The organism is Massiliimalia timonensis, assembly GCF_900186585.1.
GTDB lineage: Bacteria > Bacillota > Clostridia > Oscillospirales > Ruminococcaceae > Massiliimalia > Massiliimalia timonensis.
The window spans coordinates 483,231-498,488 of sequence record NZ_FYDD01000004.1; the positions used below are offsets into that span (position 1 = coordinate 483,231).

Sequence of the window (15,258 nt, forward strand, 5' to 3'; positions counted from 1 at the left end):
TATCAATGATTTTATTGGAACGGACCTCTGTCATGAATTTGGAAAACGCCATGCGCGGTGCCAGAAACCCGATGAACAGCTGGGCGCGGATGGACAGCCATTATGACGAAGAGGGAAATTATCTACTAGGGGAAAACGATTTGGGGCTGGCGCAGCGTCTGCGCAAAGCAGGGAGCGACCACCGAAAATTTATCCGCCAGATTTTTGTATCGGTGGATATTACTGCGCCTCTGTATTGGTGGAAGGAATATGACACCTACAAAGTGGCGACGGTGGCGAACTCTACCAGTACGATGCATAAGATCCATTCCAAAGCGTTTGAGCTTGACGATTTCAGCTGTGACAAAATGACAGATGAGACCCTGATGCAGATGCAGCAGGTCATTGATTATTTAGAAGTGCTGCGCGGCAAATTTTTGCAGACCAAGGATAAACAGTATTGGTATGATATGATCCAGTTTTTGCCGTCCAGCTATAACCAAATGCGTACCTGCACCTTGAATTATGAAACGCTTGTCAACATTTACTACGCCCGCAGGAACCATAAATTGGACGAGTGGCACGAGTTTTGCCGGTGGATCGAATCGCTGCCTTATGCGAAAGAATTGATCATAGCGGCAGAAGACGCCGCGGAATAAAAACAGTTCATTTTTTCCGTTCTCCCGCATAGAATAGGAAGGTACGGCTTTTGCCGGAAGATTTCTATGAAGGAGGCGGAAGAGATGGATGCTCCGTTTCGCGATAATCGTGTGACAAATGATTTTTCAGGTTGGTTCCAAACCGGCGGGGATCTGGACGATTTTATCTTTTACTGGGATACGCTGTCGAACCAGCGTTTGCAGCAACAGGAATTATCGGAAGAACAAAAGTAGCCGGTCCTCTTTTTAGGGGATCGGCTTTTTATGTGGATGATGCAGGAAAGGGAGAACAAGATGGTTTGTTATTATCTGGACCACAGCGGGTTTGCGTTCCATACCGGAAGCCGCTGGCTTATCTTTGATTATTTTACAGATGCTCCGCAAAACGGCACTTTGGCAGATGGGATGATCGACCCAGCCGCATTTTCCGGAGAGCAGGTTTTCGTCTTTGTTTCCCACCGGCATCACGACCATTTTAACCCGGTCATCTTTTCATGGAGGGAACAGATCAGGAATATCACCTATATCCTGAGCGATGACGTTCCGGCGCAGGAGGATACGGTGCGTGTTTCGCCGCATCAGATTTACCGGATCCAAGACATGACGGTAGAAACATTGGAATCTACCGATGAGGGAGTCGCGTTTTTGGTTTGGGTGGACGGGCTGTGCCTTTACTTTGCGGGAGACCTAAACCATTGGCACTGGGAAGGCGAACCGGACTGGTATAACCGGGATATGAAAGAAAAATACCTGTCCGAAATGGAACGCCTGCGCGGAACAAAGATAGACTTCGCTTTCGTGCCGGTCGACCCGCGGCTTGGCGACGCCTTTTATCTGGGAGCAAAGGGCGTAATGGAAACGACTGATGTAAACGCATTGATCCCCATGCATGTTTGGGGCGATTATTCGGTCGTCGGTAGACTGAAAGGGCATCCGGAAGCAGAAAAATGGAAAGATAAAGTCCTTTCTGTCAGCAGGCGGGGCGAAAAAATTTTTGACAGCCATTAGAAAGGGAAAGGGATTATGTTTGACATTTTATACCGGGCCGGGTGTTTGATCGCGGTCATCCTACTGGGGATGTTTCTGCGCAGGATCGGGATGTTCCGGCATGAAGATTACCCGATATTGGCCAAAATCGGGCTGAATGTTACCCTGCCGGGGATGCTCATCACCTCTTTTGCTGATTTTAAATTTGACGTGTCTTTACTGCTTTTGGTGCCGGTCGGACTGTTGGCCAATGTACTGCTTTCCGTGGCAGGATACCTGGCGGCGGGGAAAGAAAAACGGCAGAGGGTGTTTAATTACATCAACTATTCCGGATTTAACATCGGGAGCTTTACCCTTCCCTTTATACAAAGCTTTTTAGGCCCTACAGGGATCGTGGCAGCCTGCATGTTCGATACCGGGAACGCTATTATGTGTACGGGGATGACCTATAGCATCGGCGCGGCGCTGCTGCCTGAAAAAGGGGAAAAACAGGGAGCGAGAACATTTTTGAAAAGCTTGCTCACCTCGGTCCCGTTTATGACATATGTGATACTGTTGGCTGTTGCCCTGCTCGGGATCCGGATACCGGAAGCAGTGACTGGGTTTACTTCGATCATTGGGGCGGCAAACCCGTTTTTGGCTATGTTCATGCTGGGAATTGTTTTTGAATTCCATCCAAGCCGGAAAAACATCAAGTTGGTTTTAAAAAATGTGGGGATTCGGTGCGGGGTCTGTGCTGTGCTTGCTGTGCTGAGCTTTTTTGTACTGCCGTTTCCGTTAGAAGTACGCCAGGCGCTGGTATTGGTTTTGTTTTCCCCGATCACCATGAATGCGCCTGTTTTTACCGATCGTCTGCATTTAGACACTGCGATGGCCGGGGCGATCAATTCGTTTTGCATTCCAGTCAGTTTGATTCTATTGACCGTGCTGATGGCCTGTATGGGGCTGTGATCAAAAATTGCCAGTATTTTTTGCCGCTGTGGCATTGATTTCATAATGCCGGCAGAGTATAATAAAGATAGTATCGCTTTGGGACGACCCAAAAATTTATTTTGAAGGTGAAAGCAATGGAATCCGCAGCTTTAACTTTTAAGGTGATTACCTTTAATCTGCGCAAGGATAGTTTCTTGGACCGGCAAAACCGGTGGAATTACCGTAAATATATGGTATCTGATTTTATTCGGAAATCAGGTGCGGCCGTAGTAGGCGTTCAGGAGTTGATGCCCAAGATGAAAAAGGATATCATGGACAATCTTTCTGAATACCAGCTGTTTGGAAAGGGGAGAAGCAAGCGGCTTTTTAACGAGCATTCTGATATTTTAGTCCGAAATGATAACTTAGAAGCAAAATTTTTAAAGACGATCTGGCTTTCCAAGCGTCCGGAGAAGTTTGGCAGCCATGCGTTTTTGGCGTTTTTCCCCCGCATTTGTACGATCTGTGAAGTCACGTTTAAGGACAGTGGGAAAAAGGTTCGGGTATTTAACGCACACTTTGACCATATCTCTGGTTTTGCACGGAAGGTCGGGCTGGAGATGATACTAGAGTACATGGACAAGTTCCAGCAGGAATCGCCGATGCCGATGGTGCTGATGGGGGATTTTAACGTCCGGCCCGACAACAAGCTGGTGGAACGGCTACGCAAAAACAAGCATCGGTTCCCCAATATCAAATTGGTAGATGCATACGCATATGCCAACGGGCAGGTCGAGTCCTTAAATACCTATCACGGCTTTAAGGGGACCACAAAGGGAAACGCGCGGCTGGATTATATTTTTGTGTCGGATGATCTGGAGGTAGTCAACACCTATGTAGACCATACGGCAAAGGACGGGAAATTTTTGTCTGATCATTATCCGATCGTTGCGACCCTGCAATTTAAGAATTAACAGCATCAGCGGGCGGAAGCGTCCGCTGTTCCTTTCTGCAAAAAGAGGACGGAGGAACAAGAATACAATGGCGGTAACTATCAAACAAATTGCGGAGCTGGCGGGGGTATCCCGCGGGACGGTCGACCGGGCGTTGAATCACCGTGCTGGCGTAAAAAAAGAAGTGGCGGAACGGATCTTGCAGATCGCCAAAGAGCTCAATTACCGTCCTAACGCAGTGGCAAAAGCCCTTGCCAACACCAACAAGCCCTGCCTGATCGGAGTGCTGATGAACTCGGATGGCAATGAATTTTTTGACGAGGTGCTGGCTGGGATCCGCAAGGCGAAAAAAGAAATCGAAAGCTTTGGCGTAAGCATTTCCTTGAGGATGATGAAGGGATTTGATGTGTCAAAACAGTTGGGATTGATCGAACAGCTCAGGGAGGAGGGGATCGCCGCACTGGCCATTACCCCGATCGACGATCCGGTTATTATTGACGCTTTGAACAGCCTTTCTCGGGAAGGGATCGCGGTGACTACCCTTAATGCGGATGTGGAGGGGGTTGAAAAAATCGCCTTTGTGGGTTGTGATTACCAGAAAAGCGGGCAGATCGCCGGCGGTTTAATGGGACTGTTTACCGGCGGTACGGCAAAGGTGGGCGTGATCACTGGCTCTGCCAAGATGCTGGGGCATAATTTGCGGATACAAGGCTTTTCCGAAATCGCTGGGCGTGATTTTCCGGAGATGGAGATTATAGAGGTGGTGGAGAACAACGACGACAACATCCAGTCCTACTACTGCACCGTTAAGCTTTTAAAAGAGCATCAGGAGATCAACGCCCTTTATGTTGCGGCAGCCGGGGTGCGGGGTGCGGTAGAAGCCGCGGAGGTTGACGGCAGGAAGATCACCATCCTTACCCACGATGAAACGCCGTATGTGATGGGAAAGCTAAAAGACGGCGTGATTCAGGCAACGATAGGGCAGCAGCCTTTTTCTCAGGGATATTTGACGATACGCACATTGTTTGACTACTTAATGTACCAGAAAAAGCCGAAGCAGGTCCAGCATTACACCCAAAATGAAATTAAGATCAAATACAGCCTGTGACGTGTCTTTGCTTGGTTGACCCTGACGGTAAATTATGGTATCCTATCAAGTAAGAAGACCAGTTGGAGAGTGAGGAAAAACGGATGCGGTATCCATTAAAATTGACTGCGCCGCTGAAAGACTATCTTTGGGGCGGACAGCGGCTGAAACAGGAATATGGAAAACAGTCAGAGCTTCCGAAGATAGCGGAAAGCTGGGAACTTTCCTGCCATAAGGACGGCACCAGTGTGATCACAAATGGGGAAGCGGCAGGCTTGCTTTTAAGCGATTATATTGAGCAGCAGGGCAAGGAGATATTAGGCAGTAACGCGGGCTCCTTTGAATATTTCCCGATGCTGATCAAATTGATCGATGCCGCGGACTGTTTATCAGTACAGGTACACCCGGATAATGAATACGCGCTGCGGGTAGAGGGCGAGTACGGGAAAACGGAGATGTGGTATATCGTAGACTGCGAAGAAGGCGCTTCGCTGATTTATGGGTTCGATAGGGAGATCAGCCGGGAGGAATTTGCCCGCCGGATCGAAGAAAACACCTTGCTGGAGGTAGTGCGCCAGGTCCCGGTCCACAAGGGCGACGTCTTTTTCATTGAAGCGGGTACTTTGCATGCGATCGGAAAAGGGATCCTGATCGCGGAGATCCAGCAAAATTCCAATACAACTTACCGCGTTTATGATTTTGGCAGGGTAGGCCCTGACGGAAAGCCGCGCCAGTTGCATGTGGAAAAGGCACTGGAGGTGACCAGCCTGAAGCCGGTTTCCCGGAAGCCGGAACCAGAAAGCAAGCCGGAGCAAAAACGTGGATATACAGACACCCTGCTTGCGCACTGCGAATACTTTACTGTGCGCCGTTTGGAGATCGAGTACTGTGCACAGCTTATGGCGGATGCATCTTCGTTCCAGTCTTTGCTGGTGCTTGACGGGGAAATGGAACTGGATTATGGTTTTGACAGTATTGCCCTGTTCAAGGGGGACAGCGTATTGGTTCCTGCGGACATGGGGGAATATGAACTGACTGGAAGCGGCACTGTGCTGCTAAGCAGCCTATAACGCAAAAACTGCGTGAATATAATAAGAAGAAAACAGGGGGAAAACAGATGAAATATTATGTAGGGATCGACTTGGGCGGCACAAATGTCGTTGCCGGCGTGGTCAATGAAAATTATGAGATCTTGGTAAAGGAAAGCTGCAAAACAAAACCGGAACGTGGTGCGGACGCAGTAATTGCTGATATTGCCCAAACCACGAAGCGTGCACTGGAAAAGGCAGAACTGACAGTGGATCAGGTGGAATGGATCGGAATCGGCTCTCCGGGATCTGCGAACAAGGATACCGGAATGATCGAGTACTCCAATAATTTGGATTGGTATGATGTTCCGCTGGTAGAAAAACTGGAAAAACTGCTAAATAAAAAGGTTTACATTGAAAATGACGCCAACGCGGCGGCTTATGGGGAATACCTTGCCGGCGCGGGAAAGGGCTGTACTTCTTTGGTGGCGATCACTCTTGGCACCGGCGTTGGCGGCGGAGTCATCATCGACGGGAAAATTTTGACCGGTTCTAACTTTGCAGGCGCTGAACTGGGCCATACTGTGATCGAGGTGGATGGCCGTCCATGTACCTGCGGCAGATTAGGTTGCTTTGAAGCATATGCTTCTGCAACTGGCCTGATCAATATGACAAAAGAAGCCATGGAAGAGCACAAGGATTCTAAGATGTGGGAACTGTGCGAGGGCGACATCAATAAAGCAAACGGACGCACCTCCTTTGATGGGATGCGCGCAGGCGATGCCGCGGCCAAAGCAGTCGTTGACATGTATATCAAATATTTGAGTGTTGGGATCGCCAACATGATCAATATTTTCCAGCCGCAGATCCTTTGTATCGGCGGGGGGATCTCTAAGGAAGGAGATACCCTGATCGTTCCGCTGACAGAGTTGGTCAATGAAAACAACTATGTCCGCGACCCCGCAAAGCGGACAAAGATCATTCCGGCGGCGCTGCGCAACGATGCGGGCCTGATCGGAGCAGCAATGCTTGGGCTGGAAGCATGATCATATTGATATTAGGAAAACGCCGGACAGGAGCCTGTTCGGCGTTTTTGCATCATACTTGGAGGAAATAAATTCAAAAAAGCACTTGACAATTTTTGAAAATTTGTTATACTATAATAGTAATCATTACTATTATTATATTGGAGGCTGAACAATGAAGTACTCCCGGCAAAGAGAATTGATCCTTCGCACTGTTCAAGAGCATCCAATTCATCCAACTGCAGATGATGTGTATGCCATGCTGAAACAAGCAGAGCCGAATTTGAGTTTGGGAACGGTCTACCGTAACCTGAATTTTTTGGCTGATCATAAAATGATCCGTAAAATTTTAGTGCCTAACGCATCTGACCGCTTTGACGGGATGATGGATGATCATCACCATATGCTTTGCACCCAATGCGGGGAGATATTTGATTTAGAGCACGATCTGGCAGAAGAGCTTTCCAAGGAGATTTTGCAGAAAACAGGTTTTCAGATGAACCGTTGCGGCTTGATGGTCCTGGGGATTTGCGCGCATTGCCGAAAGGAATCGTTGATCCCAGCTACAGAGCTGAGAAATAAAATTTGAAAGTGAGGAAATAAAAATGAATTTAAAAGGAACAAAAACAGAACAAAACTTAATGACTGCTTTTGCAGGCGAATCACAGGCAAGAAACAAATATACATACTACGCTTCTAAAGCAAAAAAAGAGGGCTACAACCAGATCGCAGATCTGTTCTTAGAAACTGCGAACAACGAAAAAGAACACGCAAAGATTTGGTTTAAACTGCTTCATGACGGCGCGATCGCTGACACCATGACCAACCTAAAAGACGCTGCGGCCGGCGAAAACTATGAGTGGACCGATATGTATGCGACCTTTGCAAAGGAAGCAAAAGAAGAAGGCTTTGAGCAGATCGCTTATTTGTTTGAAGCTGTTGGTGAGATCGAAAAAGAACACGAGCAGCGCTACCTCAAGCTGTTGAGCAACGTGGAGGGCAAACTGGTATTCTCCAGAGATGGCGATATGATTTGGCAGTGTGCAAACTGCGGACACCTTCACATTGGAAAAGCTGCGCCGGAGGTATGCCCGGTATGTTCACACCCGAAAGCTTATTTCCAGATCAAGGCAGAAAACTATTAATGCAGTGATACAAAAAACCGGAATGGAATTGTCCTTCCGGTTTTTTTGTGTTATAATAAAAATGGACAAGTTTTCAGTTAGCTGCCTGAAAAATCCTGTCTTCTTTTAAAAAAATCAGGCATACTAATACTGATTGCCCCACTACACGATATTAGGAGACGAAGCGACGTGAAATTAGAAGAGAGAGAGTTTATCCCGGTTATTTTAGGCGGGGATATTACCACCTATAGCTTGGCAAGAAGCTTCCATGAAGAATACCATATTAGATCCATTGCAATTAGCATGCAGAAAAACTGGCTGAATTCCTATTCCAGTATTATCGAAAACATCATCGTTCCCAATATGCACAAGGAGGAGATTTTTTTAAAGACTCTGCTCGATTTGGGAGAGAAACGGGGAAAGGACAAAAAGCTGATCCTGATTGCCTGCGGCGACTGGTATGTCCGGCTTATCATTGAACACCGGAAAGAGCTGTCCCCCTATTATGTGATCCCGTATATTGAAGAGGACCTGATGAACCGTCTGGTCTTAAAGGACAGCTTTTACGAGATCTGCGACCAAACGGGTGTGCCTTATCCCAAAACCTTTGTGTATGACTGCAAAGAGAAAAATGAACTGGATCTGCCATTTGGTTTTCCGGTCATCGCCAAACCTGCGAGCAGTGCCCAGTACCACTATGCGGAATTTAAGGGAAAGAAAAAGGTTTTCAAATTTGAGACCATGGATCAGTTGCGCGCCATGCTAAAAGAGCTGGAGACCAGCTCCTATGACTATAAATTCCTGATTCAGGATTTTATTCCAGGTGACGATACCTACATGAACATCCTGACCTGTTACTGCGACCGCAACTCTAAGGTGCGTTTCATGTCCTTTGGCAGAACCTTGATGGAGGATCAGGGGCCAATGGCGATCGGGAACCCGGTCGCGATCATCAATGAAGTGAAGCTGGATGTGATGAACAAAGCGAAAAAAATGCTGGAAGAGGTGGGCTACACAGGCTTTGCCAATTTTGACATCAAATATGATATGCGGGACCATTCCTACCGTTATTTTGAAATCAACACCCGGCTGGGCCGCAGCAATTTTTATGTGACCGGCAGCGGGTTCAACGCAGTAAAATGGATTGTGGATGATTTGATCTATCATAAGGATTTTGCGGAGGAACCGGTCATTGCCGACCGTGAAAACCTGTATACAGTGATCCCAAAATCTATCATCATGAAATATGTACAGGATGAAAAACTGAAAGAACAGGTGGAGCGGCTGTACCGTGAGGGAAAGGTCTCCAACCCAATTGATTACAAAGGGGACACGAATCTAATCCATAAGCTGTATGCAAAATACTTTATGATGAAGCAGAAAAAACGCTTTGAAGCTTATCTGTAAAATGTAAAAAAAGGGAGAGAATAAGCGAATGAAGCCACAGTTAGTAGGGATCATAGGCGGTGTCGGACCGATGGCTACTGTGTATTTTATGGAGATGGTTCTCAATAAAACACGAGCGGCACGGGATCAGGATCATTTGGATATGCTGGTTTCTAACCATGCTACGATCCCGGACCGGACCGACTTTCTTTTAGGGAAAAGCAGTGAATCGCCGTTGCAGGCGATGATCGCAGATGCCAAGACCTTGCAGAATGCCGGCTGTGATTTTGTGGTGCTGCCCTGCAATACTGCACATTACTTTTTTGAGGCGGTTCAGGAGTCGATCCACATCCCTTTATTGAATATCATTGAGGAAACGGTAAAAAGATGCTTGGCAAAGGTCCCGCAGCTTCGGACGATCGGTGTGATGGCAACCGAAGGGACGATCTACACTAATACTTATGCCCTTGCCTGTGAAAAATATGGCTTAAGTTGCCTTTATCCGGGAGCAGACGTTCAGAAGCAGGTTTCTTCCATGATTTATGATAAGGTGAAAGCAGGGAAAAAGGTAGGGAAGGAAGAATTCCTTTCTGTGGTCAACACCCTGCGGAAGATGGGTTGCGGGGCGATTGTGCTGGGCTGCACAGAGCTTTCTGTAGCGTTTGCAGATCTTCAGCTGGAACAAGAATGCCCTGATGTGGTGGATTCGCTGACTGTTTTGGCAGAACAGACGATTTTATTTGCCGGCAAAGAACTAAAAGAAGAAGTTTGATTAGAAAACGGTACAGAAATTTCTGTACCGTTTTGTGGTGTCTGACAAAAAGAGCGGGCAAAACTATCGTTTTTTCTTTGGGTGTGGTATAATGACGGTAAACGGTCTGTTACCGTCCCCCAAATGGTTCTCAGAACGAGGATCTTTCGCGTCTGGCGGCACCGCCGTTTTTATCATGGTAGATTTAGCAAGTATCATAAAAGGGTTAAACGGGTCGTTTACTATCCCACATCGTAAAAAAGAGAGGGGAAAAAGCAGGTGCATTATAAAAAATTGAACGCGTTTCGTTTTTTCCTGACCCAGGAAGAATGCGGACGTGAGGATGTGGAGATCACCGTGGAGTACCGCGTAGACCAAAGCGAGCCTAAACGCGGGAACTGCTTTGTGGATTATTGGCTCAATTTGAAAGATTATGGGTTTCGCAGTCATATTGCAGGGGTTTGGCTGACTGCGGACAAGGACACGATCCTGCCTAAAATAAAAGCCCACATGCTCCCAAAACTCAAGGAGCAGATTCGTACCTACGAGCAGTATATCAAATGGATCGAAGAAGCGGAAGAACGGAATGAGGACGAGGGATAGCGGAGTCCGGTTCCTGTAATAAACGAATGGAGGATATATCATCATGAGTATCAAAGCACAAGGGTTAGCGCATGTTGGGATTCCGTGTACTGACCTGAACAAAAGCATCACCTTTTATCAGCAGTTTGGATTTGAAGTAGCAGCGCGTCTGGAGGGGTGGAACGGCTATAATATAGCCATGATCCGCAGCGGGGACTGCACCGTTGAGTTATACCAGTCATTGGACGCTGAAGAGCGCGCTGGGATCGCCGCACGTGCGGATGGCCACGTTGACCATATTGCAGTGATGGTAGACGATTTGGACGAAATGAACCGTTACTGTCAGGAAAAAGGGTATGAAGTGGTTTCCAACGGGATTGAATCCATGCCGATCTTTGCACCGGCAAGCTGCCGGTATTTCTTTATTACCGGCCCGGATGGAGAGCGTCTGGAATTTGTCGAAGTAAAAGACTGATCAACGAGAAAAAGGGCGGCTTACCGGGTAGGCCGCCCTTTTTTGTGAGTTTACAAATCAGAAGAAACACTATATAATCAAAGGAAAGATGAAACAATAAAGGACGAGAGCCATGAAGCAACTGATAGACTGTTTAGAAGCCCAAAGAACCTTAACAAAGGATGAATTTGCGGCTTTGATCGAACATAGTTCAGAGGAAGAAAAGGAATATCTGTTCCAAAAGGCGCGCAGGGCGGCACGTACTTATTACGGAAACGGCGTGTATACCCGGGGATTGATCGAATTTACCAATTACTGCAAAAATGATTGTTACTATTGTGGGATCCGTAAAAGCAACCGGAAAGCGGCCCGCTACCGCTTAAGCAAAGAGGAGATACTCTCCTGCTGTGAGCTGGGGTATGAACTGGGCTTCCGTACCTTTGTCCTGCAAGGGGGAGAGGATGGATACTGGAAGGATAGGGAACTGGCGGAGCTAGTGTCACAGATCAAAACGCGTTTTTCTGACTGCGCGATCACCCTGTCGGTTGGGGAAAAGTCAAGGGAGGCATATCAAATGCTGTTTGATGCGGGCGCGGATCGCTATCTGTTGCGGCATGAAACGGCAAATGAACAGCATTACCAAAAGCTTCATCCGGAAAGCTTATCTGCCTCGCAGCGAAAGCAGTGCTTGTATTGGCTGAAAGAAATTGGCTATCAGGTGGGATCGGGGTTTATGGTAGGCTCTCCGGGGCAGACTCCACAGCTTTTGGCAGAAGATCTATTATTTTTACGGGATTTAGAGCCTCAGATGGTGGGGATCGGGCCGTTTATCCGTCACCAAGATACTCCGTTTGCCCAATATCCTTCCGGCAGCATGGAGCAGACGCTTTTAATGATTGGTATTTTGCGGCTGATGTTCCCCAATATTTTGATCCCGGCGACCACAGCGCTTGGGACGATCCATCCCTATGGGCGGGAAAAAGGGATTTTGGCAGGTGCCAATGTAGTGATGCCTAATCTTTCCCCTTTAGATGTGCGCAAAAAATATATGCTGTATGATAATAAAATTTCCACTGGGGTAGAAGCGGCGGAATGCCGTGAAGAACTTCAAAAGCGGATGGAGGCGATCGGTTACCGATTATTGGTTGACCGAGGAGATTGCAAACAAGAATAAAAAGCGAGACAAAATATTTTGTTTCATAATAATTTCTTAAAAATATCACAAATCCGAAATTTTAATTTAAAATTGTTGACTTGTTATTGTTTCTATGATAGTATAATTATACTATTATAGTTAGATTATAGCAAGGAGATAATTTATTTATGAAAAAAAGATTACTGGCACTGATCATGGCTGCCACGATGGCAGTTACCGTAATGGTTGGCTGTGGAGAAAAGAAACCTGATGATGTTGGTTCCAAAGCAACTTCTTCTCAGGCAGAATCTTCTCAACCAGAAGAGGATACCTCTTCTAAAGCGGAAGAATCCTCCGAACCGGCAGAAGATACTTCCTCGGAAGCTGGGGAAAAGGTGGAAGGCGCGGATTCCAAGTACCTTTCCTGGACCTACAAAGAATACGAAGCTGCTTCTGAAGAAGAACAAATGGAAGCGATCATCGCGGTTACCATTTACACCAGCAACGCAATGGGGATTGAGCTGACCGAAGATATGTTGCGCGCGTCCATGGAAACGGACACTGTAAAACAGCAGTTGGAAACTTCTAAAGAACAGATTGAAACTTCTATGAAAGCTGTTCCGGATAAGACCTTTAAAGAGGTTCTGGATATGGGCTTAGCTCTTTTAAACGACGACGAATAATATGGCGAAAAAAGCTGAAACGATTTTCGTTTCAGCTTTTTTCTTTATGAAAAATGGCAGCCATTTCGGCTGCCATTTTTTATCGGATATCAAAAACACTTCGAACCTTAATACCAACAGGTGCCCCGCTGATGATCTTAATGCGGCGGGTGCCGGCGTTCATATCAAAATAGTTGTCTTCTAATACCCAGTCTTCATTTTCATTGAATAGTTCAATGCCTTTTGCATACTGCTTGGCAGTTACCACCAGTTCATTTCCATCCACAGCTACTGTGATCTGTGGATCTAAGAACTGGAAGTGCTTCGGCGCGCAGAACAATACAGTACCAGAAGAAATAACGTTTCCGTCCTGTTCCATTTCATAGCTTGCATATTGAGTGTGGATGTCCGCTTCCGGGAAACAGATCTTTTCCAGCCACAGGCTTTGCAGCGCGGGGACGGTTACGACTTCTTCCCCGGATTTTAAAACAGAGGAATCGTTTTTGCGCAACGCCCAGCGCACAGTAACAGTCTGTTCCTGCATCGTTTCATTCGCCACGTTCAAACGGATGCTCTTTTCAATATCCTGGCACTCTGCATTCACGTTTGGCTCCTGAGAGAGGGTCCCCTCTTCGCAGCAGGAAAGCATTAACGGTGCGAAGAATCGTTTTGCATAGTAATGCAGCGCCTTCCAACGGCCGAAATAGTCGACAGAAGCCCAGCTTGCCACTGGCCAGCAGTCGTTAAGCTGCCAGTAAATGGCGCCCATGCAGCGCCCGCGGTTCCTTCTCCAGTGTTCTACCCCGTATTTGATCGCCTCTGCCTGAAGCATCTGTGAAGCATACAGCAAGGTACCGAATTCGGTAGGATACAGGTATGTCTGGTACATGTAATTCATGATCTTCCCGTTTGCCGAGTTGTTTCGCTGATGCTTTTCCATCACATAGGAGAAAATATTCCGGTCTTCGGGCAGGGTAAAGCTTTCTACCGTTTTTTCGCACGGGAAAGACTGGAACCCAAATTCGGACGCATATCGGAAATAGAAATTGCGGTAATCGGTGAACGGCTTGTTTCCGTGCCATACCTCCCAATAATGGACGTCTCCGCGGTTGGGGTCGTTCGGGTTATCAAAGGAACCGCCGGAGGACGGGCTTGCAGGCCAGTAGAAGGTATTTGGATCGTACTCTTTTAAGATTTTCGGGAAAAGATATTCGTACATCTTGATGTAATCAGCTTTTTGCTTGTGAGTGGTCACCCATTCCCATTGATCTACGAACATTTCCATTTCGTTGTTACCGCACCAGAGTCCCAAGGAGGCGTGGTGGCGCAGACGTTTGATATTGTCGATCAGCTCCTGATGGATATTTTCTTCAAAGTCCTCGGTCAGTTCATATACCGCGCAGGCAAACATCATATCCTGCCATACCACTAAGCCTAATTCATCACAGGCGTCATAAAACCAGTCGTCAGGGTAATATCCGCCGCCCCAGACGCGGATAGAGTTATAGTTAGCAGCCACACACTGCTCCAGAAGCTTTCGTGTGCGCTCCGGCGTGATCCTGGAGAAGATGTTGTCCTCCGGGATGTAATCCCCGCCCATGGCAAAGATCTGTACGCCGTTGACTTCGTGCGCGAAGCTTTCCCCGTGCTCGTCCTTTTCAATGTGCATGGTCATAGTGCGCAGGCCGATCCGTTTTTCCCAGGTGTCCACCATTTCGCCGTCAGCAAACAGGTCGACCCGCACGGTATAAAGAGGCTGCGCGCCGTATCCGTTCGGCCACCAAAGCTGCGGGTTTTCCACGGAGATGGTTTCCGGGGAATCCTGATAGCTGGAAACTGTCCCATCAGGAGCTGTCAAGGTAACGGTGTAGGAAAGCTCAGCGTCGTCGCAGATCACGTCGGCGTCTACGTCTAGTTCCAGATCGACCGTCCCATTTTTGTGGTGCTGTGTGATATATACACTGTCGATCCGCGCTTCGTTGATCCCAAGCAGGACAATGTCCCGCCAAATCCCGGCATCGGGGAGTCTTGGACCCCAGTCCCAGCCAAACATGCAGTGTGCCTTGCGAATATGTGGGAAACCTACCATTGCATGTTCCGAACCGTCAACGATGATTTTTTTCTGCTCTTCTTTAATATATTTTGTAGGGGAATAGAACACGATTTTCAGTTCGTTTTCCTCATCCAACAGGTCGGTTACATCGAATTCCCAGACACGGTGCTGGTTGTTGGCATAGCCAAGCAGGGTACCGTTGAGGAAGACATCACAGATAGTATCCAGCCCGTCGCAGTGCAGCAGCACCTGCTTGCTTTCCCGGATCCCTTCCTCTGCGGTGAAAGTGGTGGTGTAATTGAAATCGTGATCCATGATCTTGAGCGCTTCCATTTCGTTGTCACGCCAGAACGGGTCTTCCATTTTCCCATTTTCCAGCAGGTCGTTGTACACGGAACCCGGAACAATCGCAGGGATCTGTTCTGTTTCCCCAGAGATCTGCATGCTCCATCCGTGGTGCAGTTTTTGTCTTACCATGTGT

17 protein-coding genes are annotated in these 15,258 nt (G+C 47.5%); 16 read left to right on the plus strand and 1 reads right to left on the minus strand.

What is annotated here, in order from left to right:
• The first annotated feature begins 5 nt into the window (after nucleotides 1-5).
• The 16 genes from CIB36_RS10110 to CIB36_RS10180 all read left to right on the plus strand — a co-directional run bounded on the left by CIB36_RS10110 (nucleotide 6) and on the right by CIB36_RS10180 (nucleotide 12,745).
• Nucleotides 6-638 carry a hypothetical protein gene (locus CIB36_RS10110; RefSeq protein ID WP_093989431.1) on the plus strand — a complete coding sequence of 211 codons (633 nt, stop codon included), beginning with the start codon at nucleotides 6-8 and terminating at the stop codon, nucleotides 636-638.
• Between the two features lie 84 nt (nucleotides 639-722).
• On the plus strand, nucleotides 723-872 hold the full coding sequence (locus CIB36_RS13325; RefSeq protein ID WP_158662661.1) for a hypothetical protein: 150 nt from the start codon (nucleotides 723-725) through the stop codon (nucleotides 870-872).
• A 30-nt stretch (nucleotides 873-902) separates the two neighbouring features.
• A complete protein-coding gene (locus tag CIB36_RS10115; RefSeq protein WP_093989432.1) occupies nucleotides 903-1,646 on the plus strand; it encodes an MBL fold metallo-hydrolase in 744 nt (247 codons plus the stop codon).
• Between the two features lie 15 nt (nucleotides 1,647-1,661).
• Nucleotides 1,662-2,576 (plus strand): AEC family transporter, encoded by a 915-nt coding sequence (locus CIB36_RS10120; protein WP_093989433.1) that lies wholly within the window; start codon nucleotides 1,662-1,664, stop codon nucleotides 2,574-2,576.
• Nucleotides 2,577-2,692: 116 nt separating this feature from the next.
• Entirely contained in the window at nucleotides 2,693-3,511 is an 819-nt protein-coding gene (locus CIB36_RS10125; RefSeq protein WP_093989434.1) for an endonuclease/exonuclease/phosphatase family protein, read from the plus strand.
• A 67-nt stretch (nucleotides 3,512-3,578) separates the two neighbouring features.
• Nucleotides 3,579-4,598, plus strand: a complete 1,020-nt coding sequence (locus CIB36_RS10130) for a LacI family DNA-binding transcriptional regulator (protein WP_093989435.1) — start codon at nucleotides 3,579-3,581, stop codon at nucleotides 4,596-4,598.
• An 83-nt stretch (nucleotides 4,599-4,681) separates the two neighbouring features.
• Entirely contained in the window at nucleotides 4,682-5,647 is a 966-nt protein-coding gene (locus CIB36_RS10135) for a type I phosphomannose isomerase catalytic subunit (protein ID WP_093989436.1), read from the plus strand.
• A gap of 47 nt (nucleotides 5,648-5,694) precedes the next feature.
• On the plus strand, nucleotides 5,695-6,651 hold the full coding sequence (locus CIB36_RS10140) for an ROK family protein (protein ID WP_093989437.1): 957 nt from the start codon (nucleotides 5,695-5,697) through the stop codon (nucleotides 6,649-6,651).
• 154 nt (nucleotides 6,652-6,805) lie between these two features.
• Nucleotides 6,806-7,219: a Fur family transcriptional regulator gene (locus CIB36_RS10145; RefSeq protein WP_093989438.1), complete on the plus strand. Its 414-nt coding sequence runs from the start codon at nucleotides 6,806-6,808 to the stop codon at nucleotides 7,217-7,219.
• A 16-nt stretch (nucleotides 7,220-7,235) separates the two neighbouring features.
• Nucleotides 7,236-7,775 (plus strand): rubrerythrin, encoded by a 540-nt coding sequence (gene rbr / locus CIB36_RS10150; RefSeq protein ID WP_093989439.1) that lies wholly within the window; start codon nucleotides 7,236-7,238, stop codon nucleotides 7,773-7,775.
• Between the two features lie 168 nt (nucleotides 7,776-7,943).
• On the plus strand, nucleotides 7,944-9,161 hold the full coding sequence (locus CIB36_RS10155; RefSeq protein ID WP_093989440.1) for a carboxylate--amine ligase: 1,218 nt from the start codon (nucleotides 7,944-7,946) through the stop codon (nucleotides 9,159-9,161).
• Between the two features lie 28 nt (nucleotides 9,162-9,189).
• Complete coding sequence (cuyB, locus tag CIB36_RS10160) at nucleotides 9,190-9,912, plus strand: cysteate racemase (protein WP_093989441.1); 723 nt, start codon at nucleotides 9,190-9,192, stop codon at nucleotides 9,910-9,912.
• 258 nt (nucleotides 9,913-10,170) lie between these two features.
• Nucleotides 10,171-10,494, plus strand: coding sequence for a hypothetical protein (locus CIB36_RS10165; protein WP_093989442.1), 324 nt, complete (start codon nucleotides 10,171-10,173; stop codon nucleotides 10,492-10,494).
• 43 nt (nucleotides 10,495-10,537) lie between these two features.
• A complete protein-coding gene (locus CIB36_RS10170) occupies nucleotides 10,538-10,948 on the plus strand; it encodes a VOC family protein (RefSeq protein WP_093989443.1) in 411 nt (136 codons plus the stop codon).
• A 112-nt stretch (nucleotides 10,949-11,060) separates the two neighbouring features.
• The gene (gene hydE, locus CIB36_RS10175; protein WP_093989444.1) at nucleotides 11,061-12,101 is read left to right on the plus strand and encodes a [FeFe] hydrogenase H-cluster radical SAM maturase HydE; all 1,041 of its coding nucleotides are present in this window, start codon (nucleotides 11,061-11,063) and stop codon (nucleotides 12,099-12,101) included.
• 149 nt (nucleotides 12,102-12,250) lie between these two features.
• Complete coding sequence (locus CIB36_RS10180) at nucleotides 12,251-12,745, plus strand: hypothetical protein (protein WP_093989445.1); 495 nt, start codon at nucleotides 12,251-12,253, stop codon at nucleotides 12,743-12,745.
• Nucleotides 12,746-12,824: 79 nt separating this feature from the next.
• Here the strand turns inward: CIB36_RS10180 and CIB36_RS10185 are convergent, their stop codons facing one another.
• On the minus strand, nucleotides 12,825-15,254 hold the full coding sequence (locus CIB36_RS10185) for a beta-mannosidase (protein WP_093989446.1): 2,430 nt from the start codon (nucleotides 15,252-15,254) through the stop codon (nucleotides 12,825-12,827).
• Between the last annotated feature and the right edge of the window lie 4 nt (nucleotides 15,255-15,258).